Source organism: Alcanivorax sp. DP30, from assembly GCF_009882945.1.
Taxonomy (GTDB): domain Bacteria; phylum Pseudomonadota; class Gammaproteobacteria; order Pseudomonadales; family Alcanivoracaceae; genus Alcanivorax.
In genome coordinates this window covers 177,082-200,333 of sequence record NZ_WTUY01000003.1, presented here as the reverse complement: position 1 = coordinate 200,333, position 23,252 = coordinate 177,082, and the positions used below count along the sequence as shown (strand labels likewise).

Annotated in this window: 15 protein-coding genes; 8 read left to right on the top strand and 7 right to left on the bottom strand. The window is 56.8% G+C overall.

Annotated elements, in window-relative coordinates:
* The first annotated feature begins 19 nt into the window (after nt 1-19).
* The 5 genes from GQF00_RS05350 (at nt 20) to sat (ending at nt 9,980) form a co-directional block, all read left to right on the top strand.
* On the top strand, nt 20-1,078 hold the full coding sequence (locus tag GQF00_RS05350; RefSeq protein ID WP_161318131.1) for a succinylglutamate desuccinylase/aspartoacylase family protein: 1,059 nt from the start codon (nt 20-22) through the stop codon (nt 1,076-1,078).
* A 335-nt stretch (nt 1,079-1,413) separates the two neighbouring features.
* Nucleotides 1,414-5,271, top strand: a complete 3,858-nt coding sequence (locus GQF00_RS05345) for a hypothetical protein (protein WP_161318130.1) — start codon at nt 1,414-1,416, stop codon at nt 5,269-5,271.
* 183 nt (nt 5,272-5,454) lie between these two features.
* Nucleotides 5,455-6,435 (top strand): transposase, encoded by a 981-nt coding sequence (locus GQF00_RS05340; protein ID WP_161318129.1) that lies wholly within the window; start codon nt 5,455-5,457, stop codon nt 6,433-6,435.
* 360 nt (nt 6,436-6,795) lie between these two features.
* A complete protein-coding gene (gene cptA, locus GQF00_RS05335; protein ID WP_202560392.1) occupies nt 6,796-8,544 on the top strand; it encodes a phosphoethanolamine transferase CptA in 1,749 nt (582 codons plus the stop codon).
* Between the two features lie 230 nt (nt 8,545-8,774).
* Complete coding sequence (sat, locus tag GQF00_RS05330) at nt 8,775-9,980, top strand: sulfate adenylyltransferase (protein WP_161318127.1); 1,206 nt, start codon at nt 8,775-8,777, stop codon at nt 9,978-9,980.
* A gap of 258 nt (nt 9,981-10,238) precedes the next feature.
* Here the strand turns inward: sat and GQF00_RS05325 are convergent, their stop codons facing one another.
* The 5 genes from GQF00_RS05325 to yecR all read right to left on the bottom strand — a co-directional run bounded on the left by GQF00_RS05325 (nt 10,239) and on the right by yecR (nt 18,661).
* Nucleotides 10,239-11,522 (bottom strand): LssY C-terminal domain-containing protein, encoded by a 1,284-nt coding sequence (locus GQF00_RS05325; RefSeq protein WP_161318126.1) that lies wholly within the window; start codon nt 11,520-11,522, stop codon nt 10,239-10,241.
* 295 nt (nt 11,523-11,817) lie between these two features.
* The gene (locus GQF00_RS05320; protein WP_161318125.1) at nt 11,818-11,997 is read right to left on the bottom strand and encodes a hypothetical protein; all 180 of its coding nucleotides are present in this window, start codon (nt 11,995-11,997) and stop codon (nt 11,818-11,820) included.
* 127 nt (nt 11,998-12,124) lie between these two features.
* Nucleotides 12,125-13,846 (bottom strand): mechanosensitive ion channel family protein, encoded by a 1,722-nt coding sequence (locus tag GQF00_RS05315; RefSeq protein ID WP_161318124.1) that lies wholly within the window; start codon nt 13,844-13,846, stop codon nt 12,125-12,127.
* 184 nt (nt 13,847-14,030) lie between these two features.
* A complete protein-coding gene (locus GQF00_RS05310; protein ID WP_161318123.1) occupies nt 14,031-18,053 on the bottom strand; it encodes a hypothetical protein in 4,023 nt (1,340 codons plus the stop codon).
* A 290-nt stretch (nt 18,054-18,343) separates the two neighbouring features.
* On the bottom strand, nt 18,344-18,661 hold the full coding sequence (gene yecR / locus GQF00_RS05305) for a YecR family lipoprotein (protein WP_161318122.1): 318 nt from the start codon (nt 18,659-18,661) through the stop codon (nt 18,344-18,346).
* Between the two features lie 245 nt (nt 18,662-18,906).
* Here yecR and GQF00_RS05300 point away from each other — a divergent pair, with 245 nt between their 5' ends.
* From GQF00_RS05300 to GQF00_RS05290, 3 genes are all read left to right on the top strand, one after another.
* Nucleotides 18,907-19,812 (top strand): aspartyl/asparaginyl beta-hydroxylase domain-containing protein, encoded by a 906-nt coding sequence (locus GQF00_RS05300; RefSeq protein WP_161318121.1) that lies wholly within the window; start codon nt 18,907-18,909, stop codon nt 19,810-19,812.
* Nucleotides 19,813-20,096: 284 nt separating this feature from the next.
* Nucleotides 20,097-20,468, top strand: coding sequence for an activator protein (locus GQF00_RS05295; RefSeq protein ID WP_237440408.1), 372 nt, complete (start codon nt 20,097-20,099; stop codon nt 20,466-20,468).
* Between the two features lie 153 nt (nt 20,469-20,621).
* Nucleotides 20,622-21,296: a hypothetical protein gene (locus GQF00_RS05290; RefSeq protein WP_161318119.1), complete on the top strand. Its 675-nt coding sequence runs from the start codon at nt 20,622-20,624 to the stop codon at nt 21,294-21,296.
* Nucleotides 21,297-21,425: 129 nt separating this feature from the next.
* Here GQF00_RS05290 and GQF00_RS05285 read toward each other — a convergent pair whose 3' ends face one another.
* Together GQF00_RS05285 and GQF00_RS16730 are read right to left on the bottom strand one after the other, a co-directional pair.
* A complete protein-coding gene (locus GQF00_RS05285) occupies nt 21,426-22,796 on the bottom strand; it encodes a DEAD/DEAH box helicase (RefSeq protein WP_161318118.1) in 1,371 nt (456 codons plus the stop codon).
* A gap of 90 nt (nt 22,797-22,886) precedes the next feature.
* Entirely contained in the window at nt 22,887-23,021 is a 135-nt protein-coding gene (locus tag GQF00_RS16730) for a hypothetical protein (protein ID WP_255461741.1), read from the bottom strand.
* Nucleotides 23,022-23,252: the final 231 nt, after the last annotated feature.

Genomic DNA, 23,252 nt, shown 5'->3' with positions numbered 1-23,252 from the left:
CAAGGTGGTCAGAACAACAATGAAAAATACGAAAGAACCGAAAAACGCGCCTTTTGAAATTGATGGCATTACCGTTCAGCCTGGCACCCGCGCCAAGGTGGAATTGCCGCTGGCGCAGCTTTATACCCAGACTCCCCTGAACGTGCCGATTCATGTGATTCATGGACGCAAACCCGGTCCGGTATTGATGGTCAGTGCTGCGATCCATGGTGACGAACTCAATGGCGTGGAAATCATCCGCCGCCTGCTTCGTCACTCGGCCCTGAAAAGTCTGAGCGGTACTCTGCTGGCGGTTCCGGTGGTGAACGTCTTTGGTTTCATCCACAAATCCCGCTATTTGCCAGACCGTCGTGATCTGAACCGCTGCTTCCCGGGGTCCGAGACTGGCAGTCTCGGGGCGCGCATGGCATGGCAATTCAAGAGCCAGGTGCTGGATCGCGCCACCCATGCGGTGGATCTGCATACTGGCGCGATCCACCGCGCTAATTTGCCGCAGATTCGTGCGGATCTCTCCAACGACGATACCGGGGCCATGGCCAATGCCTTTGGCGTGCCGGTGGTGATCAACTCGGTACTGGGTGAGGGCACACTGCGTGAAGTGGCCGAAGCCCAGGGTATTCCTGTCATCACCTATGAAGCGGGCGAAGCTCTGCGCTTTGACGAGTCCTGCATCCGCGCTGGCGTTAAAGGTGTGCTCAATGTGATGCATCATCTCGGCATGACCGGTTCCCGCCGCACCAAGGCCCCCGCTGAGCCCTATATCGCCCGTTCTTCCAGCTGGGTCCGTGCCGAGCGTGATGGCGTATTCCTGTCCCTCGTCGCCCTTGGTGCCTGGATCAAGAAAGGGGATCTCATCGGCCGTATCTCCAGCCCCTTTGGTGGCGATGACATCAACATCCACGCCCCCGCCGCCGGCATTCTGGTCGGCCGAAACAACCTGCCGCTGGTCAATGAAGGCGAAGCCCTCTACCACATCGCCCGCTTCGAAGAAGTTGGCGAAGTGGCTCAGTCGCTGGAAGAGTTTACCCACGATATTGAAGAAGGGCCGACCCTTTCGGGCGAGCCGCCCATCGTTTGATTCCTGGTCGCGGCCTTCGGGTCGTGACAAATGGGATCGCCATTCCTGCACGCTTTTCTGAAAAGAAAGTAATCGCTATCCCCAATATGGGTGATGCGGCCCTTTCTGTCGTCCTCCTACCATGTGACTAACTGAATTCCGGTGCTGGCCGTCGGCTGCGCATTGGAAAATCCGATACCCGTTATGTGGTTTCTGTTGGGGGACATTCCATGTTTTTAAACGCAACAACGATGTTGGGACGGGCCTGCCGGGGGGCGGCTCTGTTGGGGGTGTGTTGCTCCCCTGCGGTGAACGCTGCGCCGGGAGACCTATCCGCTGATTTTGGTGATGCGGGGGTGGCAAGGACCAATATTGCCCAGTATCAGGCCAACCATGGGGCTGCCAGGGCCACGATCGAGCTGGCCAACGGGAAGCTGCTCGTTGCCGGCAACGGGGGCAATGGTGTCAACCGGGATCTCAGCGTGACCCGGCTGAACGCTGATGGGAGCCTTGATAGCAGCTTTGGCAACGGGGGAACGGTGCAGACAGCCATTAACATTCACAATGATACTGCCGTGAGTGTGGTGGAGCAGCCAGATGGCAAAGTGGTTGCACTCGGCCAGGGCTTCGATGGGCAATACACCCGCATGACGCTGGTGCGTTATCTTGTTGACGGGAGTATTGATGCCAGCTTTGGCGAGCAGGGTTTCGCCATGCTCCCCAGCGCGGCGACTGGCGAGGTTCCTGCATCGGTAGCCATACAGAGCGATGGCAAGCTGCTGGTTGCCGGCCATGGTTCGATTAACGGTAATACTGAGCTATTGGTTGCTAGATACAACGCTGACGGTAGCCCTGATCTCTCCTTTGGTAATAATGGCCTGGTGGCGGTTGGGGCCAGCACGAGCTGGAACACTGCCACCTCTGCGTTGATCCAGAGTGATGGCAAGATAGTCGTGGCCGGGTATTCGGATGCTGTCACCGGGAGTTACGATCCCGCTGTTTCTGTGGTACGGCTCAATGCCGATGGCTCGCTGGATTCGGGGTTTGCTGTCGGCGGCAAACTACTTATCAATATGAGTAGTTACGGTGAGCAGATTTACGCCATGGCCCAGCAAGCCGACGGTAAATTGCTCCTGTCCGGGCGGATCGAAACTGCCAGCAATGGCGCATCCGCATTTCTGGCTGTGCGTCTGAATACCGATGGCAGTCTGGATAGCGGATTTGGAAGCGGTGGGAAAGCGCTTCACTCGGTCAGTTCGGCTTATAACTACTCGAGCAGCGTAGCGATACAGGCTGACGGCAAAATTATTGCTGCTGGGCGTCGCTATAACGGCAGCAATTCAGATATGGCGCTGTTGCGCTATAACGCCAACGGTTCGCTGGATACCAGCTTCGGAAGTAACGGTCTGGTGTCCCATGCCTATGGTGCATCCCGGGATGTGGCACTTGGCGTTGCGGTTCTCGATAGTGGGCGCATTGTTACCGTGGGCGACAGTTATAACGGCAGCAATGATGAAGCGGCCATTGTCGCATTTACTGCCGCCGGCGCGGTGGATGCCAGCTTTGGAAACAATGGCAAGGTCACGCTATCGGGTGGCGGCAGCATCGATACTGCGAACCAGTCGATAGAGCTTGCTAGTGGCGGATTTCTCCAAGTGGGGCAAACCCGGGATGGGGTGGATACCGCTGCGGCATTTGCCCGTTTCCTTGCTGACGGCACAGCGGATACAACCTTTGGTAATGACGGCATTGCCACCTTTTCGTTGTCCGGGCAGGAACTCGACGCCAATGCGGCGGTAGAACTTGCCGATGGTCGTTACTTGATTGCTGGTGAAATCCGGCCCGTTGCGCCGGGTTACAGCGACGCTTTACTGCTGATGCTCAATCCCGATGGCTCAGTCGATACCGGGTTTGGCACATCCGGGTATCTCCAGCTCGACATTTCCCAATACAACGACAACCTTGAAGCGCTGATTGAACTGGGTGATGGCAAGCTGCTTGCCCTGGGAGACTGGCAAAATGGTCAGCAGATCCAGATGGTAAGGTTCAATGCCGATGGCTCCCTGGATACCAGTTTCAATGGTACTGGTGAGAAGGTTGTCGACCTGAGCTCTTCCTATGACTATGTGTCGGATGTTGTGCCAGCCAAAGATGGCGGTCTGCTGCTGGCCGGGCGTCGTGGAGGCAATGTGGGTCTGGTGGCCAAACTGGACGGTCAGGCAGATCTGGAAAGCGGGTTTGGCATGAATGGCATCCTGACTTTTCAGGTAGATGGCAGGAATACTGTGCTTGCAGGGCTGGCTGAGCTTGCTGATGGTTCCATCGTGGTAACCGGTTATGCCTACAATGGCAGCGACAATGATGTGTTGATCGCACAGCTTCAGGCGAATGGAAGTTTCGAAAGCGGATTTGCCGATGATGGTGTCATGTTGGTGAATCTGTCTTCAGGTAATGACGAGGGGCAATCCATTCAAGAGGTGTCTGCGAGCCATTGGCTGGTTGCAGCCAATACCGGTTCAGCCGTTACGGATGTTGCTCTGATCGATATCAAGGATGGCGTACTGAACGATCAATTCGGCGCCAGCGGTATTCAGACATTGAATGTAGGGCTTACCGATTCCGTTACCAATATCATGATGCATCGTAGTGGCTTCGCCACTATTGCGGGCCATACCGTTACACCGGGGGATTTCTTCCTGGCAGGTATGGAGGTGATCGCGGACAGTGATGCTGACGGTGTTCATGATGAACTGGATGCCTTCCCGGCGAACGATGCTGCCGAGCAGGATGATGATTTCGATGGCTTGCCTGATGCCTGGAACCCGGCCTGCGATGCGGCCTGTCAGTCAGCGTCTGGACTGGTTCTGGATGCCTATCCGGGAGACAGCGATAACGATGGCGCGGCAAATGACACTGACGCCTTCCCGAATGATCCCGCCGAGACCGAGGATTCCGACAACGATGGGGCCGGCGACAACAGCGATGCGTTTCCCGATGACAACGCTGCCGCCACTGATGCGGATGAAGACGGTTACCCTGATGACTGGAATCCGGATTGTGACGCAGCGTGCCAGTCTGCTTCCGGTCTGACGCTGGATCCGTTGCTGGATGATAACGACAATGATGGTATTCCCGATGGGGAAGATAATGTGCCTGGCGATAACAATCCGCCAACCGTTATTGCCCCCGCCGACATTCAGCTGGTGGCAACCGGTGATCTCACGGACGTGAATTTGGGGATGGCAGGGGCCAGCGATATCAATGGCACAGCTACCACACCGGCAAATGATGTGGTGCTGACCGAAGGGGGGGTGAAGCTGCCCCCGGGCCGCACCGTGGTGACCTGGACGGCCACTGATGGAAACGGCAATGTGGGGTCTGCGGAGCAGGTCGTCGAGATTACGCCGCTGGCCCGTTTTGACTTGTCTTCCCAGATTGTGGGTGAGGGCAGTGTGGTGACGGTAACGGTCAGCCTGAACGGTGATGCTGTGGCGTATCCAGTCACCCTTCCTGTCATCATCTCCGGTGGCACGGCCACTGAAGATGATCACACCGCACAGGCTCAGTCACTGGTGATCGAGTCGGATGCGGAGCCTGCCAACCGGGCCAGCTTCGCTTTCCTGGCCGTGGATGACGGTCTGACCGGGGAAGCGGATGACACCCTGTCCTTTGATCTGGTGGAAGACAGTGGCGAAGCCGTGCTGAGTCACGCCGCAGTGGATGCGGCGCGGTCACGTCATACGGTGACTCTGACAGAACTGAATGTTGCCCCCGTCATCAGTGGCGTGCGCATCCAGGAAGGTGAGCTGACGGAAGAAAACGAAGGCATTGTTATCGGCGAGGAGGAGATCGATGGCCATACCATCATCCGTCGAGATCAGACGGTGACCTTGACGGCGTTGCTGGAGGACGCCAATCCGCTGGATACACATAACTATCAATGGCAAATCAACGGCGAGATCCAGCTGTCAGATGGACCGCAGCTGGTGCTGGAGATGTCGGAGTATGCTGTGGGTGAATACATCGTAGCCGTCCAGGCGCTGGACAGTGGCGTGCCCATGGAATATAGCAATGCGCTGTCGACGACAGTGACTCTGCGTAATCCGCCGGCACCCAGTACCACAGGTGGTGGAGGTAGTAGTGGTGGAGGCTCTCTGCACTGGGGGTTGCTGTTGCTGGCGATGCTGGGGGGAATGCGGCGCCTCAGTCGCTAATCACAATAATCGAAATAATCGAGGACACCCATCAATTGGGCAATCTCTTACACTAGGGATGGGCAAATAATCGAGGACACGCATCAATTGGTTGATGTCCTACGCGATTTTTAGTCTTTGTCTGATGTTGGTCTGTCTTTGGGGCCGGTAGTGTTGGGTCATGGTTATGTAAGGAGGCATCCCATGACTCGTGCTCGATCTACCCAGGTTTCTCTGGATTCCACGCCTTACTATCACTGCATCTGCCGTTGTGTGCGGCGGGCGTTTCTTTGTGGCAAGGATCACTATTCCGGTCAGGACTATGAGCATCGCCGTCAGTGGGTGGTGGATCGCCTGGCGGTGCTGGTGGAGGTGTTTGCCATTGATCTGTGTGCGTATGCGGTGATGTCCAATCACTATCACCTTGTGCTTCGTATTGATCAGAAGACGGCACAGTCCTTGTCGGACCGGGAGGTGGCTGAGCGGTGGATGCAGCTGTTCAGTGGTCCGTTGATCGTCAAGCGTTGGCTAAACGGGGAGACGGGAGAGGCGGAATCCCTGAAGGCGCAGGAAATTGTTGCTCAATGGCGTGATCGGCTGATGGACCTGGGCTGGTTCATGAAGTGCCTGAACGAGCACCTCGCCAGACGGGCCAACGCCGAAGATTGTTGCAAGGGCCGATTCTGGGAGAGCCGCTACAAGTGCCAGGCGTTACTGGATGAGGCCGCCTTGCTGCAATGCATGGCTTACGTGGACCTGAATCCGGTGCGGGCAGGGATGGCGGCAACCCCGGAGGCTTCCGACTATACCTCCATTCAGCAGCGCAGTAAGGAGGTTGGGCGTCAGCAGTCCAGTCCGGCGCAGCCCACACTGCTCCCCATGGTGACGGCAGGGACGATTGAGCGCGATGAGGATGAGACCCTCTGTCGTTTCCGGTTAATGGACTATCTTGAACTGGTAGACAGCACGGGCAGGGCGGTACGGGATGATAAACGCGGCGCAATCTCTGTGCGGGCTGCGGGAGTATTGGACCGTCTGGGTATCGACGAGAAGGCGTGGCTTGCCCACATGAGGACACGAAAACCGCGGAGACCTGTTGCGGTTGGAACTGTGGAGAAAATAAAAGCTTTTGCGTCGGTGACGGGGCGGTGCTGGGTGTCGGGGCAACATTTGGCCGGTCTCTAACCTGTTGTTTTGTCTTTTCTCTGGGCGTGTTGGAGGTAGGGGCGCATGTCTATCAGAATATACACAGCGCAATCAGAATAGAGTGGCGTTAACTGTTTGATTTAATTGATTTATTCGGCGAAGGTTCTTTGCTTTTGTTAGTGCTTTCCTTATGTCTCAATGCTAGGCCGACCTCAAGAGTTATTGAGGACGTGCACCAATTGCATGCTCGGAGTTCGCAGCGCTTTCATTCTTAACCTTTCGGCATTCGCTTCATGGCTCTGAATATCGTATGAATTCGCATATTTGGTTGCCGTTAAGCTTCGTTTAAGACTCGACGTAGATAATGCTGTTTAACCCCCCCCTGCGCCGAGCGATTTGATGCGAGATTTTGCCCGCCGATACCCTTTGTTCTGGGTCTATCTGTTTTTTCTGTATTTTTCCGCAGTACCCCAGCTGCTGATCCACATTTCCGGTATGTCCGGGACGGTGGGGTTGCGGCAGGCCATTATCATGAGCCTGCTGTGGCTGGTGCCGGTGCTGGTCTGGCCCCGTGCCGTGCGTGCTTATTCGGCGTTGCTGGGGGTGGTGCTGTGGGCTGCGTCGCTGGTTGGATTCAGTTACTGGCTGGTGTTCGGACAGGACTTTTCCCAGAGCGTGATCTTCATCATTTTTGAGTCCAACGCGGCGGAATCCCTGGAATTCGTGTCTTCCTACCTGAAGCCATGGCATGTGCTGGCGGTGCTGGGTTTCTCGGCAGTGCCGGTGTGGATGTGGCGACAGATTACGGTACCGGTGCTGACGGTGCGGTATCGCTCACGTCTTGCAGTAGCGTTGGTGCTGGTGGTGGGTTGGCCGTTCTGGGGCTCCTTGCTGGTCAAGCAGGAAGGGCTGGATAAAAGTCGCTATCACCAGGTGATTCGGATGGAGCCGGCGGCGCCGTGGAATCTGGTGTTTGGCTACATGAAGTACCAGGATCAGCTGGCGGCCATGGAGTCCATTCTCGACAAAAACCGGCAGGTGCCGCCGCTTGAGCAGCTCACCGAGCAACAGCCGGATGCCGAGAAAACCCTGGTGCTGGTGCTGGGCGAATCCACTAACCGCCAGCGCATGAGCCTGTACGGCTATGACCGCGAGACCACGCCGCTGCTGGATGCCATGCAGGATGAACTTGTGGTGTTTGATGATGTGGTGACAGCGCGCCCTTATACCATTGAGGCGCTGCAGCAGGCCTTGTCCTTTGCCGATAGCAACAATACCCAGACGTTTTTCGAGAAACCCACGTTGATCAATATGATGAAGCAGGCGGGCTATGAAGTTACCTGGATCACTAACCAGCAGACCCAAACCCGCCGCAACACCATGCTCACCACGCTGTCGCAGATGGCGGATCATCAGGTGTACCTGAACAACAACCGCGCACAGAATGCCAGCCAGTATGATGAAGATGTGCTGGCGCCATTCGGCCAGGCGCTCAGCGACGAGGCACGCAAGAAAGTCATCATCGTGCATCTACTGGGTACCCACCGCAAATACGATTATCGCTATCCAGCCAGCTTCAGGCATTTTTCTGGCCGAGAGGGTGTGCCGAACTGGGTGGATGACGGCAATCTGGAAGAATATAACCAGTACGATGATGCGGTGCGCTACAACGATTTTGTGGTGAGCAGTCTGATCAATTCCCTGAAAGGTACTCCGGGTCAAACCTTGTTGATGTACTTCTCTGATCATGGCGAAGAGGTGTTTGATTACCCCGAGCCGTTCTGCGGCCGCAACGAGTATGATCCGTCGCCGGCCATGTACACGGTGCCGTTCATTGCCTGGGCAAACAGTGACTATGCCAAGGCCAACGACTTCCAGGGCTGGAACAAGTTCCGGCATCGTCCCTACAGCACGGCGGATTTCATCTATACCTGGGCGGATGCAGCACAGCTGGATTTTGCCAGCTTCGAACCGCAGCGGAGTCTGATTTCCGATGGTTTCAAGGCGATGCCGCGCCTGATCGGTGATCCGGATAACCCGCAAACCCTGCGTGATTACAGTGCGGTCTTCCCCCGCGGTGATGTATGGAGCGAGCTGGCTCAGGAGTCAGTTGGCGCTGGCAGGGAGAAACCCGGCAAGGGTGGCTGAAGCGGACAGGCACTGTTACTCGACATCCGCTCCTTCTAAGACAGCCAGAGTATTTCGGCCACGCTGTCCACAATCCGGATTCCGCTCCCGGTATAAGGAAGGCATGAAGGCTTCCCTTATAATTTTTCGTGCTTTCCTTATGTCTCAATCCCGGGCCGACCTGTCGCTTATCCTTTGATATACTGCGCCGCTCACGGAACCCTCGTTGATTGAGCATTTGGAGTAATTAGATGGTCGCTTTGGTGAAGCCGCATGGTGCGGACGCATTAACCCCCCTGTACGTTGCGGATGAAGCTGCACGCATTGCCTTGCAGAAAGAAGCAGAATCTCTGCCTTCAGTGGTGATCAGCTCTGCTGCTGCCGCCAATGCGGTAATGATGGGTGCTGGCTATTTCACCCCGCTGACTGGCTACATGAACAAGGCGGATATGCTGTCCGTGGCGGACAATATGACCACTGCCAATGGCCTGTTCTGGCCAGTGCCGATCGTCAATGTGCTCAAGGATGTTAGCGCCATCGAAGGCGCCAAGCGCATTGCGCTGCGTGACCCCAATGTAGACGGCCAGCCGGTGATTGCGGTCATGGACGTGGCGGCCATCGAAGAAATCTCTGATGCCGATCTGGAGGCTGTTGCCGAGAAGGTCTTTGCCACCACTGACAAGCAGCACCCTGGTGTGGCCAACTTCCTGGCTGCCGGCAACTTCATCGTGTCTGGCGACATTCAGGTACTCAACTACTCCTACTTTGCTGACGACTTCCCGGATACCTTCCGAACCGCAGTGTCCATCCGTAACGAGTTCGTGGAGCGTGGCTGGAACAATGTGGTTGCCTTCCAGACCCGTAACCCGATGCACCGCGCCCACGAAGAACTGTGCCGCATGGCCCAGGAAGCGCTGAACGCCGACGGTATCCTGATTCACATGCTGCTGGGCAAGCTGAAACCCGGCGATATTCCTGCCGACGTGCGTGATGCTTCCATCCGCAAGATGGTGGAAGTGTACTTCCCGCCGAACACGGTAATGATCACAGGCTACGGTTTCGACATGCTGTACGCCGGTCCCCGAGAGGCGGTACTGCACGCGGTATTCCGGCAGAACTGCGGTTGCAGCCATCTGATTGTGGGCCGTGACCACGCCGGTGTGGGCGATTACTACGGTGCCTTCGATGCGCAAACCATCTTCCAGGAGCAGGTGCCGGCCGGCGCACTGGAGATCAAGATCTTCGAAGCCGACCATACTGCCTACTCCAAGAAGCTCGATCGCGTGGTGATGATGCGTGATGTGCCGGATCACACCAAGGACGACTTTGTACTGCTGTCCGGTACCAAGGTCCGTGAGATGCTGGGCCAAGGCATTGCTCCGCCGCCGGAATTCTCCCGTCCGGAAGTGGCACAGATCCTGATGGACTACTACCAGGCGCTGGATGCCGACAAGTAATCCGCCCTGAGTGGTTCTGTACTCAACAGGTATCGAAAAAGCCTCTGAAAAGAGGCTTTTTTTGTTCATTGCGGATTAGGGCAAACCACAGTCCCCAGAGTGTTGGCTGAATCAAATGCTAGTGCGCTCCCACAAACCAGTCCCCGCTCTCTAATCCGTGATGGACTTTTTTCGTCCGGAATGTGTGTGATTTGCGGTGTGTGGTGAGGGACGTTTGTGCGTATCCCCGTTGCCTGTCCGTTGCTTGGGAGCTAGCGCCTACGGTGAAGAGGAGGCGGCTTCCTGCTGTTCCAACCAGGCCCGCCGATTCCGGTTCGGTTGCTCCCAACCCAGATCCTTTACTTTATGCATGGGGGTCATGGGGCTATGGAAGAACATGACGAGTCTTAGCCCGTCGGTGATGAACGGATCACCGGTGAGGTTGTGGCCGGGTTCGGCAATGGTCTTGGGGGCCTGGGCATGCACGTAGCCGAACTCGGAGAGCCGTTGGGAGAAAATCATGTCCTGCAGCAGATAGTCCCGGGCTTCATCCACGTCCGGGTCGATCTTGTGGGTGGTCAGGGTGGGGGACTTGAAGGTAAAGCGCACGCCGATATCCCGGCTGATCTGGCCCAGCCATACCGGTTCGCCGTCACACAGCACCGGAGCACGCCACAGGCGCAGATGATTACGCTGATGAATGTTGCCACGGGCTTTCTGCAGGGCCAGATCCTGAGGGCGCTCCAGGGCGTAGAGGGAGCTCACCGGTGAGTAGCGGTAACTGGATCCTACCAGGAAGGACTTGGTGGTTTTCCAGATGGAGCCGCCGTGGATGCGTTCGGTGACATCCCAGCCTCGCTGTACCAGAGCGCTGAGCAGCAGCTGGCTATCGCCCACCAGAACAAAATTGAGGGGGTCGCCGCTGGCGTCGTTGTCGGCGTTGGCCGTGCAGCACGTTTGCTCTTCCAGCCATTCGCGAAGCCCTGGCCTGTCCACGTTGAGGTATTCGTGTTCGCTGTAGAGAGTAGTGAAGTCCACTTTCTCCACGTCCAGTTTGATGCCGGGCACGTCAATCATGAATGACGTCTGCCAGCTCTTGCCGCCGCCCAGCAGGTCCACGTTGACGACCTTGATACCCAGGTCCCGATTGGTGAAGACGAAACCACTGGTTTGCTCGCCGGGAGGCAGGTTCACCGGCATGGTCCGGGCAATGAACATCCGGTCCACAGCCTTCCCATCCTCTTTGCCGTACTTGCCTTTCACTTTCCAGGACACTTCCAGGGGTGAGAAATACTGCTGGTCCGTGGTGACGGGGAGATAGTAGAGGGGGTGGTCGGTACGGTTATCCACTTCCAGCCATACGGCCTGGATACCGTGGTGGCCCAGCGAGACGCCAAAGATGTCACGGGCTTCGCTGTCGCTGATCACGTTGGCGCTAACCGTGACAGTGTCTTCATGGTGGTGGCGGGCACCGGTGCGCAGGGTGTCGTTGTCCACGGTTCCGGGATGAAAGCTGCAAGCGCTGATAAGTGGAATAACAACACACAGAAGATGACGAATCATGATGTCGGCGATGTCCCGCTGGCGAAGGTTGATCGCTGATGCTAGCACCTTGAGGCGGAGGACTGTAGCGGGTCTGGAAACAGGAAGAGCCTTGGGGGGAATCAAGAACGGGCCATGAATGGCCCGTTTGGTGGCGCAACTGAATTACAGCTTCTTGAGCTTCTTCTTCAGTTTCTTGACCACGCTTTCATGCTTGCTGATCTTGGACTTGCTCTGCTTGATGGCTTTTTTCAGCTTTTTCTTCTTGGACATGGTGTCTCTCCATTTTCGCAAGTGAGTGGGCCGGATCCCTCGACTAATCGCCGGACTGCGAGTCCTGGGCCTTGATGAAATCACGGATAAACCGGCGGACTTCACGCGCGGCGCTGGTATCCAGCTCTTCGCAGAGTGCGATAAAGCGCAGGCGTTCTTCGTCGTTAATGCGAACGATGAGCTGACTGTTCTTCTTTTTGGACTTGCTCTTGTCTTTGGACATTTGAGAAACCGTCACAGGAAAACAGGCTGCATCGTCGCGGGTTTATCGGCGACGTGCAATCCAAACTATTGGCTATCTAATAGATAGTCAATGTATATACATATTAAGTCTTTATGACAGCTCCGGGTTAATCAGACTCACGACCCTTTTCCGGGTAGTCCAGACTGCCGCGCATGCCGTCTTTTTCTTCACTGGCGAAATCCGGGAAGGCCTGCAGGGTTTCTCCGGGGAGTGCCCCTTCTTCATTTGTCGCTGAAATATCCCCGCGTACCCATTGTTGTACAGGCACGGCCAGTTGCAGGTTGTTCTGCTGTAGCAAGGCCAGGATGCGCAGGTTCAAGTCTTCGCTGACTGCCAGGTACTCACCAAACTCGCTGCTGTCCACATAGCAGTTGATCTGCAGGCGATAGCTGTCGCGAAGGATTTCTACAAAGCGTACCCGGGCTGCCTTGGCGGTGAGGCGGGGGTGGCTGTAGATCAGGCGTCTGAGATCCGCCAGCAAATTACGCAGCTGGTCCGGGGAGGCGCCCAGGCGGATGTGCAGGTCACGCTGGTAACGGCGCAGGTCGGATTCGCTGATGTTCTCAATGCTGGCGCTGGAAAGCACCGAATTGGGCACATACACCACGCTGCGATCGGTTCGCCGGATGCGGGTGGAGCGCAGGCCGATTTCTTCAATGACGCCGGCGGTGGTGCCGACCTTGCAGAAGTCACCGGGCTGGATCGGTTTGGCAATGTACAGAGTGAAAGCGCCGATGACATTTTCCAGGGTCTTCTGCGCGGCCAGGGCCACAGCAATGGAGCCGATACCGAGCCCGGTGAGCACGGTGGTGATGTCGTAACCGGAATCGCTCAGCCAGAGTAAAAAGATCACCACGATGGCGATCATTTTTAGGATGGTGCGTACCGGCCGAATGATGCCAGACCAGTATTTCTGATTGGCCGCATTGCTCAGGAATAGTGCGGAGAGCAGCTCAATGATGCCCAGCGCCAGGAACACCGTGGCCAGATAGCCCAGTGCGGATTCATTCAAATAGACCCGTGCCTTGATAGATAGCCCCAGCTCGGCGACACCGGTCTGCAGCAGCTTGAAGAACAGGAACCAGCGCACCGGCACGGCAAAGAAACGGTGCAGGGTGTCGCGGTAACGATCGGAGAGTTCAAGCAATGCCAGTAGCAGGCGTCGGGCGAGGGCGGCAATGACCCAGGCACCGATCAGGATCAGTATCAGGCCGGCCACCTGCCAGTTCTGCATGTGCAGGAAGGTAAAATCCGGCAGATAGTTGGCCAGTTGGGTGATGGCCGGGTTGTAGCCAAAAATATTCCAGAGCTCGGGAATCTCTCTGACCGTGGTGTTGGAGATCTTCCATACGCGGCGGCCTTCTTCGGGAATGCGCTGAAGGTAGAGGGTGAGCCTGTCTTCAGGCAGGGTCAGGGTGCCCACCTTGTCACGGTAGCTGGGCAGGCCATCATCCTGGTGGCCATCGGGCTGATTGGAGAGCCGGGTAAGGTCCAGAATGCGCTGTTGGCCCCAGACGATGCTGAGCTGCTTGATCAGGGTGGCCGGGTCGGTATCGGCCATATCGGCGGGCAGGTAACGCATGTCCAGGTATTGCCCGGCTGCAACCCAGTCCTGCCGCTCAGTGGCATCTACAATGGCCAGCATGGTGCTCAACGGGGTGTCGCCAGGCTGCAAGGATTCATCATTGAGAACCTGCTCTCTGACGGCTTCGGTTTTTTCTCCGGTATCGAGCACATCCTTTACGGTGATTGCCGGTTCTTCGGCCAGGGTCGTGGCCGTGAATAGCAGGCCCGCCAGGGCCAGAAGAATCGGGAAGGGCCTGCGCATAGTGGCATCTCGTTAACAGGATAGAGACCTGCAATTTACCCTGTCAGGCGGTTGAGGCCAATTGCAGGATTCGGTGGTTGAAAAGGTGGGCGCAGCGCCGATAGCGGTCTACGGTGATTGTGTCCGTGACGTGGGGGTGTGCTCAAAAAAAAGCCCCGCACTGGGCGGGGCTGAATGACGAGGTTTAGTCTTGGCTTCGCAACCGTGGCGCAAGTAGGAAACCGGCAAGCAGCCACAGCCAGTGCAGTGCACCACCGCCGCCGGAACTGCCGCTGACAGGGGCGGGTGTCGGGGCCGGGTTCTTCAGGGTCAGCGTGGCCTCCAGAGTGTTGCTGTACTCCGGCGGATTGGCATCATCCACTGCCTGTACGCTGAGGCTGTACTCACCGGGCTCGTAATCCATGGGGTTGAGCATCAGGGTGCCCCCCGTGGCAGCTTGCAGCTCGCCGTTGATCATCCAGCTGTAGGTGTGGCTGTCTTCCGGGTTCGCATCAGTGAGGCCGGCGGTCAGGGTGATGTCCTGATCCTTGCGGATCACCGTGTGTGCCTCGAGCTCGCTGCCGGTGAGCACGGTCTCGCTGGTACCGTAGTTCAGCGTCACGGTGCTGATCAGCGGCGCCACGTTCAGCTCGGTGATGGTGACCGTGTGCTGTTTGGCGTTGTCATCGAGAGCGGCATTTTCCAGCACATCAAGGCTGTTCTCCTCAACCAGGTTGAAGATCACGGTTTCGTCCGCTTCACCGGTGAGGCCGTCATCCGTGGCTACAAACTCGTAGGTGCCAGTGTTGGCCGGGTCGGCATCCTCCAGGATCTCGATGATAGCCTCGGCCGCATCGTGGTCATCGCCGGTGGCAGTGGAGGTCACGTCGATCGCTACCGGAATTCTCACCGGATAACTCACGGCATCCCCATTCAGTTCCACGGTCAGGATCACCGGGCTGCCGTCGCCCACGGTCTGGCCTGTGCTGCTGAAGCGCGCCAGCGGGGAAATGTCGACGACCTGGGTGTTGGTGCCGGTGTTACCGGCCTCGTCCGAGGCGCTCCAGGTGATGATGTGGCGGCCGGGAGGCAGTTCCACGCTGGTCTGTTCGTCTGCCGTATCCGGCGTCACGGTGGCTATATTGCCATCGACAAAGTCATAGGCTGAGGCTGTCCCCAGATCCACTGTTGTCAGATCACCGCTGGCCACAAGCTCGATATCTGCCGGTGCGGTGACTTCCGGTGGATTGTTGTCACCGTCCACTTTGTCTTCGCTATCGACCAGACCATCGTTATCCGCATCATTGGGGGACGGGTCCGGTGTCAGGCCGCCACAGTCGTTACTGCAGTCTTCCGGGAAACCGTCGCCGTCGGTGTCCGCGGAGGCATTGGGATTGTCCGCGAAGGCATCTGTATTATCGCCCACGTTGTCGCCATCGCTATCGGTGGTTTCCGTGGGGTCATTGGGGAAAGCATCCAGATTATCGTCACTGCCGTCACCATCGGAGTCGGCGTTGTCGGGGGCGGTGCCATTGGCGATCTCGGTATCGTTGTCGATGCCGTCATCATCCCTGTCCGGGTCACAGGCGTTGCCGATGCCATCGCCGTCCGGGGTGTCCAGCTGGTCCGGGTTGATGATTAATGGGCAGTTGTCCTCATCGTCCCTGATTCCGTCCTCGTCGGAGTCTTCCTGGCCGCTAAAGACACGAGCGAGCATGAAATGGGATGGGGTGCGACTGTGACCGGCAATCACATAGTGCCCTTCGGCATTCTGCACAACATCGTAAGCCATGGCATCCTTCGGGGCGTCAAGCGTGACAATGCCATCAACCCCGAAGTCGCCGTCCGGTGCGCCAGCATGAGTATATCTCAAGAGGACGGGCTCGTACTGGGCGGCACTTTCACGATACCCCGCCACGACAAGGTTGCCTCTGAGATCCTCAATGACAGACCACGCGGTATCACCCAAACCAGCGTCGATGCTGATAATTCCTTGGGTTCCAAATGAGGTGTCTGGTGTCCCTGCGCCGGTATACCGGGCAAGCAGGAAGTCTTCGTCAATTTTACCTGTAACAACCAGGTTGCCCTCGTGATCTTCAATCAGTGCGTAGACGTGAGCAGTGTTTGACTGAACGCGGGTGGTGACGGCACCGCTGCCACCAAATGACGTGTCTGCAATCCCGTTACTGGTAAAGCGTGCCAGTGACAGATAACTATCGTAGGTCGATCTGGACCTTCCGCCGATAACAAGGTTGCCGTTACTGTCTTCGATAACAGAGTGCGCATAATCATTGCCGGTAAGCCCCATAACGGTGATGCCGGCTTCGCCAAATGTAGTGTCCAATTCGCCGGCTGGTGTATAACGCGCAATGACAAAGTCATAATTGTTGCTGTCAAAGCGCTTGTTATTGGTGTAACCCACAACGACCAGGTTGCCGTTGTTATCCTCAATCACTTCGTGGGCATAGTCGTTGTTTGAGCCGATGTCGGTAACCACCAGGCCGCCATCACCGAATGAGGTATCCAGTTCTCCATTGCTGGTATAGCGGACGAGAGCAAAGTCATATGCGCTTCCGTTATGGCTATAACCAGCAACCACCAGATTGCCGTTGCTGTCTTCAATGACCGATTTGGCATAATCGCTATTGGCACTAATGTCGGTGATGACTGCGCCTTCGGAGCCAAAGCTGGTATCCGGTTCGCCATTACTGAGATAGCGAGCCAGCGCAAAGTCAGTACCGGTTACAGTGTAGCTATGACCTGCAACAATCAATTTGCCGCTGCTGTCGGTGATGATCGATCGGGCCTGGTCTTTACTGAACTTCTGGCTTGTGATCACAATGCCATTGTCGCCAAAGCTGGTATTCAGTTGGCCTTCACTGGTAAAGCTGGCAAGGGTAAAGTCGAGGTTGCTGCTGTTTCGGCTAAATCCGGCCAGAACCAGGTTTCCGTTGGCATCTTCCATTGCCGATCTGGCGCTGTCCTGAGTGCTGATGTCTGTGATAGCCATGCCATTGTCGCCGAAAGAAGCATCCAGCTGCCCCTCACTGGTGTAGCGGGCGAGAGCAAAGTCATTATTGCTCGAACCAGCAACAACAAGATCTCCATTGCCGTTCTGTATAACGGAACTCCCTCCTCCTGAACCTCCAATATCTGTAAGTGTCTTGCCGTTGGTGCCGAAACCAGTATCCAGTTGACCTGTAGCGGTATAGCGTACAAGGGCAAAGGCACTGTTGGTGCCGCTACGGCTAGATCCTGCGGCGATAAGTTTGCCGCTATCGTCTGTGATCAGTGATTGGGCGATATCGCTCGAGGTGGCATTGAGGTCGGTGATGACGATGCCGTTGTCACCAAAGGAGGAGTCCAGTTGACCCGTATTGGTATAGCGTACGAGGGCAAAGTCAAAGTCACTGCTGGTGTCGCTTCGGCTTGATCCTGCGACGATAAGGTTGCCGCTATCATCTTTGATCAGCGATCGGGCGGTATCTCTCGAGGCGGCATTGAGGTCGGTGATGACGATGCCGTTGTTACCGAAGGAGGTATCCAGTTGCCCATCACTGGTATAACGGGCGAGAGAAAAATCATAATCGCTTCCGTTATGGCTATGGCCAGCAACCACCAGCTTGCCATTCCCGTCTTCGATAACGGAGTAGGCCTGGTCTGATGAGCCGCTGAGGTCGGTAATGACAATCCCGTTGTCGCCGAAAGAGGTATCCAGTTGTCCTTCACTGGTATACCGGGCGAGAGCGAAGTCGGTATCACTTCCGTTATGGCTAACACCAGCAACTACCAGCTTGCCACTGCTGTCTTCGATAACGGAATAAGCTTGGTCTAGTGAGCCGCTAAGGTCGGTAAGGACAATCCCGTTATCGCCAAATGTGACGTCCGCTTGTCCCTCACTGGTATATCGGGCGATGCTGAAATCGTCAGCGTTGCCGTTTGAGCTGTGCCCGACGGCAACAATATTGCCATTAATGTCCTGGATGATGGCGTTAAAAAACTCAGAGCCGTCAAATAGTTGGGGCCCAACCTGACTCAACGAAATACCGCCTTCCCCAAAGCTGGTATCCAGATCCCCCGGTGCCGCCAGGGCTGGCATGCTGCCAATGAGCCCTGCCATCCCCAGCAGTGCTGCGAATATGGGACTTCGATGGATGGACGGTAAACTCACCAGACCGGTGAGTAGGTGATGGATTACGCGGCTCGTAGCCGTTTTGGATGTGTTCATGACAGTTTCCCCGGTTTACAGCTCACAACATCGCCGGCATGGTCTTCCCCAAACGGAGCCCCGGTAACGATGTTTTCCCAGTGATGACAGGGTAGGAGAACGCCAAGGGGCCACACATCCCCCAAATTGGGTATGAACGTGTTTTCAGGGTGTGGAAGTGTTTTGGCAGGGAGGAAGCGGTGATGGTTTGGGGGCGTGTTTTTTGTGGGGAGTAAAAAAGGCGGAGATGCCTTGCCGGCATTTCCGCCCTACGGGGCGATCATCGTCGTCTGTCGTCCGACTTACTGCTGTTAAGCCCCACCGGTGCACTGGAAGGTGCTGCTGACGGTCCAGCCCAGGCAATCTCCGCTCTCGGTTTTTGTGCTACAGGTCTGACTGGGTTTGCCACTGGGGATGGCAGCGGTGTAGCCCCATTGCATGCACTGGGCGCTGGCTTTCTGCAGGCCTTCCTGCCAGTTGGTTTGCGGGTTCTGCATGATGTTGTAGTCCACGGACATGACTACGGTACCTTCCGACTGGTTGCCGCCGGCCACCTTGATGGGAGCAGCGGGGGTGACGCAGGCGGTGAGGGCGGCAGCGGTGCCGAGGATGAGCAGGCCTTTGAGCATGAACAACTCCATTCAACGGGTTAATTAGGGGCACAAGCCTAACCGGGGCGGCGTCTGGCTCAAGCCGGTTTGTGTCGCATCACTGTAACCCGGTTCGTTGCCTGACAGCAGTGCAGGATGGGCATATCTGGCCGTTCAGTGGCCTATCCTGGTGGATATAGTGCCGGATTCGGGCCTCATTTTGCTTTAGAATGCCCGCCAGTATTCAGAGCGGCCCTGTGCCGCAGTATGTCGAGAGGTTAACCATGGCTGTGATTATCAGTGCCTTGCTGATCTACGTGGGGTGCATTGTCTTTATCCGGATCCGCAATGCGAAGCCGTTCGGGCTCAAGCGCCAACTGACGGATTTTTCCACCTTTATGGTGCCGTTCAATATTCCGGCGTATCTATTGTCGAAGATTCCCACCACCCCGCAGATCGACAAGTCCTGCCTGCCGGAGCTGCAGCTGCTGGAAGACAATTGGGAAACTATCCGCGATGAGGCCCTGGCGCTTTATCAAGGGGGCAATATCACCGCCAAGGATGATCTACCTGCCAGCAGTTTTTACAAGGACGGCAGATGGACCAGCTTCTATCTGAAGGTGTACGACAACAAACTGCCGTCCGCCTATGAGCTGGCGCCCAAGACCATGGCGCTGCTGGACCAGATGCCGACCATGAATATCGCTCTGTTTGCCGTGTTGATGCCGGGCAAGAAACTCAACCGTCACCATGATCCGTTTGCCTACACCGTGCGCTATTCCCTGGGCCTGAGCACCCCCAACGATGAGAAATGCGGGCTGACCATCAACGAGGAAGACTACATCTGGCGTGATGGTGAGAGCGTGGTGTTCGACGAGACCTACATCCATTCCGCCTGGAATAACACCGACACGCCGCGCATCATCCTGATGACCGATGTGGATCGTCCCATGAAGCTGAAATTCGTGGAGAAAATCTACTGGTCCTTTGGCTGGTTCTTCAACCGATTGTTCTTCATCGACAACCTGAACCCGGATCATACCGGGGTGGGGAACAAGCTGGGCAAGGGCGTGCTGGCCTACAAACACTTTCTCAAGTCTGTGAAACGCCGCAACAAGACCTTCTACGTGGTGGCCAAGTGGGCAGTGATTCTCGGTATCCTCTATGCCATCGGATCCCGTCTGGTCTGACCCTGTTCGGCTTTAGCTTCAGCGCCGGCCTGCCGGGTCGGCGCGATTTGTCTGTTATTCCCTCCCACCTCCCTCGCTTGTGACCTCTTTTGGGATTCCGGGCTTGCCACCTTGGCACGATGGCCTGTCCATGCCACCATCACTGTGCAATTTATGGATGGACAAGAATAATGATAAGGACTGTCATTGCTGCCACGCTGCTGCTGAACGCCGCTGCGGGAACTGCCTCAACCCCAGTAAGTGTGAGGCCTGCGGGCGGCTTTTCCGCCAGCGGCGAACTCGCCATGAAAAAAGGGAGCATCCCGGTCAGCTGTAAGACCACCTTCGATGGAGAAGTGGATACCCATGGAGAGATCACGGTGACCGCTGTCTATTTCGGTGGTTTCAATCCGCTTTGTAAAAGCATCAAGGCTCTGGGCCTGCCCTGGCAGGGGCAGGTGGATCATCCTGGCCAGCTCACCGTGAAGGATATGCAGGTGAAGGTGCGGGTTCCGTTGCTGGGAGGCGTATGTGGTCCGGGGCCAGTCACTCTGGAATGGACCAACCACAACGCTGCTGCCACTTTCTCGTCGGTGGCGTTGGGGCCAGACTGTGCCATGGATGGGACCATGTTGACCACGCCGCCGGTGGATATTCAGCCGCGGGTCAATCCTTGAGTCTGGCGGCGGTGTTGTACTTTCTCTGCGGTATTGACGTATGCGCTTTGTAATTCGGGCCCTGCGGCGGTTTCCCTGTCCCTGACTGAGCCGTAATATTGACGGTTTAACGGGGTTATCCCGGAAAGATATCGACAGGCAAGGATTACATACATGCAGAACGTGGTGGCGATTCCCGCAAACCCGGCGCTGGTGAACAGCACCGAAGATTTTCTTCACGCTGTTGAGCACGGCCGCAAGGATAGCGCCGAGAAGTTCATACACATGGCTGATCATCTCACCGACCGGGTAATCAGCCTGTTCCTGGTCGAGCCCGCCAACATGGCCAACCTGTCCAGTGGCCAGAAGAAGGTGATCGATTTTGCCGTGTCCACCGCGGGCAAGGCGTCCAGCATGCTGACTCGCCAGATCTTCAAGAAAGTCTCCAACGCTGAGTTTGCGCCGGTGGTGGAGAATGTGAAGCAGATGTACTGGCAGGCCGGTGAGGATAACAACAATCATCCGTATATTTCCTTCCCGGTGGATGACAGCTTTGCCGCGGATTTCAGCAAGGCCTGCTCTCTGTGTGAAGAAGGCCGTGGCACCGAGGATGTGGCGCTGGTCACCCGCGTCATGGGTGAGATGGCAGACAAGATCATTGATGAAGTGTTTCTGGTGAATACCAAGGAAGTGAAGATCGGATTCGTGACCCAGAAAGCCCTGAACGTGGGGGTGGATGGCAGCCGCAAGGCAGTGCACTCGGTGAACAACAAGGTGCTGAGAGACCTGAACAACGACGAGCTGAAAGGCTACATGGGGCATTACGCCACGTTGTTGATGAAGCGATAGGATGCACCGCACGCTTCAGACTGCAGACAATAAGCGAAAAAAAGGCGCCGTGAGGCGCCTTTTTTGTGCCTGATTGCCTGCTGTGGGAGGCGATCAGGTATATGCCGGGCGGATGACCGGTGGCAGTCGTTACGACCCTGTCTTCGCCTGGGGGCGATTACCACTGGGGCGACGACGGCGGCGCTGCTGGCCATTGCCACCGGCGGGCTTGTTGCCGCTGGCTGCACGGGGAGGGCGATTACCGGAAGGCCTGGTGTCTTTCTGGCCAGCCTGACTGCGAGCCTGGCCCTGATTCTGGCCGGGTTTCTTTGGCTTCTTGGGGCGCTTGTTCTTTGGGGCTTGCAGCGGACGAGCCTGGGGCAGCGGTTCACCCGGTTCGAAGCCGGCTACGATACGGCGCTCCAGATGCTGCTGGGTGAGCCGCTCAATATCGGTGAGCTGGGGGAATTCATCCGCGCTGACCAGAGAGACGGCCTGGCCAGTGGCGCCGGCACGGCCGGTGCGGCCGATACGATGTACGTAGTCTTCCGGTACGTTGGGCAGATCCACGTTCACTACCTGCGGCAGCTGTTCGATATCGAGCCCGCGGGCGGCGATGTCTGTGGCCACCAGGGCGCGGATCTTGCCACTCTTGAAGTCCGCCAGGGCCTTGGTGCGGGCATTCTGGCTCTTGTTGCCGTGAATGGCAGCCGCCTCGATGCCGCTTCCTTCCAACTGTTTGGCCAGCTTGTTGGCGCCGTGCTTGGTGCGGCTGAACACCAGTACCTGGTGCCAGTTGTGGTCATGGATCAGGTGGGTCAGCAGCGCTGGCTTGCGCTTCTTGTCCACCGGCGCCAACCACTGGGAAACCAGCTCGGTAGTGGTGTTGCGCGGGCTCACATCAATCTCCACCGGGTCATTTACCAGGCCTTTGGCCAAGGCCCGGATTTCCGGAGAGAAGGTGGCGGAGAACATCAGGTTCTGCCGTTTGGGTGGCAGTTTGCTGAGGATCTTGCGGATATCGTGGATAAAGCCCATGTCCAGCATGCGGTCGGCTTCATCCAGAACGAGCACTTCCAGCCTGTCGAACTTCACCGCGTTCTGCTGGTACAGGTCCAGCAGGCGGCCGGGGCAGGCTACCAGAATATCAACACCGCCACGCAGTCGCTGCATCTGTGGATTGATCTTGACCCCGCCGAACACCACGGCGGATTTCAGGGGCAGATGCTTGCCGTAGGTGGCAACGCTCTCGCCTACCTGAGCCGCGAGCTCCCGTGTGGGGGCCAACACCAGGGCACGTACCTGATTGTTGCTTGCGGGTTTGCCGGTGCGCAGGCGCTCCAGCAGGGGAAGAGTAAAACCGGCGGTCTTGCCGGTGCCCGTCTGGGCGGCGGCCATCACATCCTTGCCATCCAGCACGGCAGGAATCGCCTGGGCCTGAATCGGAGACGGCGTGGAGTAGCCCTTGTCGGCAACGGCGTTTTGCAGGGCTTCACAAAGCCCGAGTTCGGAAAAGTGCATCAGGGGGTTAAATCAGTGCGAAATGGGCGGCAAGCCTAACTGATTCGGTCCTGAGGCACGAGGGGTATTTGGCGGGTTTAGACCGGCGGTTCAGGCCGCTTTGCTGTCCTGCAACTGGTTTGAGACGTATTCCCACTGCCCGGCGGTGTCTGCGTGGGCATCTTCGAACAGGGAATCCAGGTGGTTCGGCATCCATTCCAGATCCAGCACTTCTTGGTTTTCCATGTTTGCCCCCTATCAATATGGCTAGGTCATTGAACTCATATCCTCACTCTAGAGAGGCAAAGGTGAGGATACTGTTGCAGCGTTGTAAGCTTTTTCTTACAGAGTGTGAGTTGCCTTTCTGATGTGCAGTGCATGTAACTGCATTTCTGGCTGTGGGAACCGGAGTGCAACGGAGGTAACAGCCGCTGGCAGGCCCGCAGGGTGAGCGCAGCGAATAACTTGCCTGCAAGC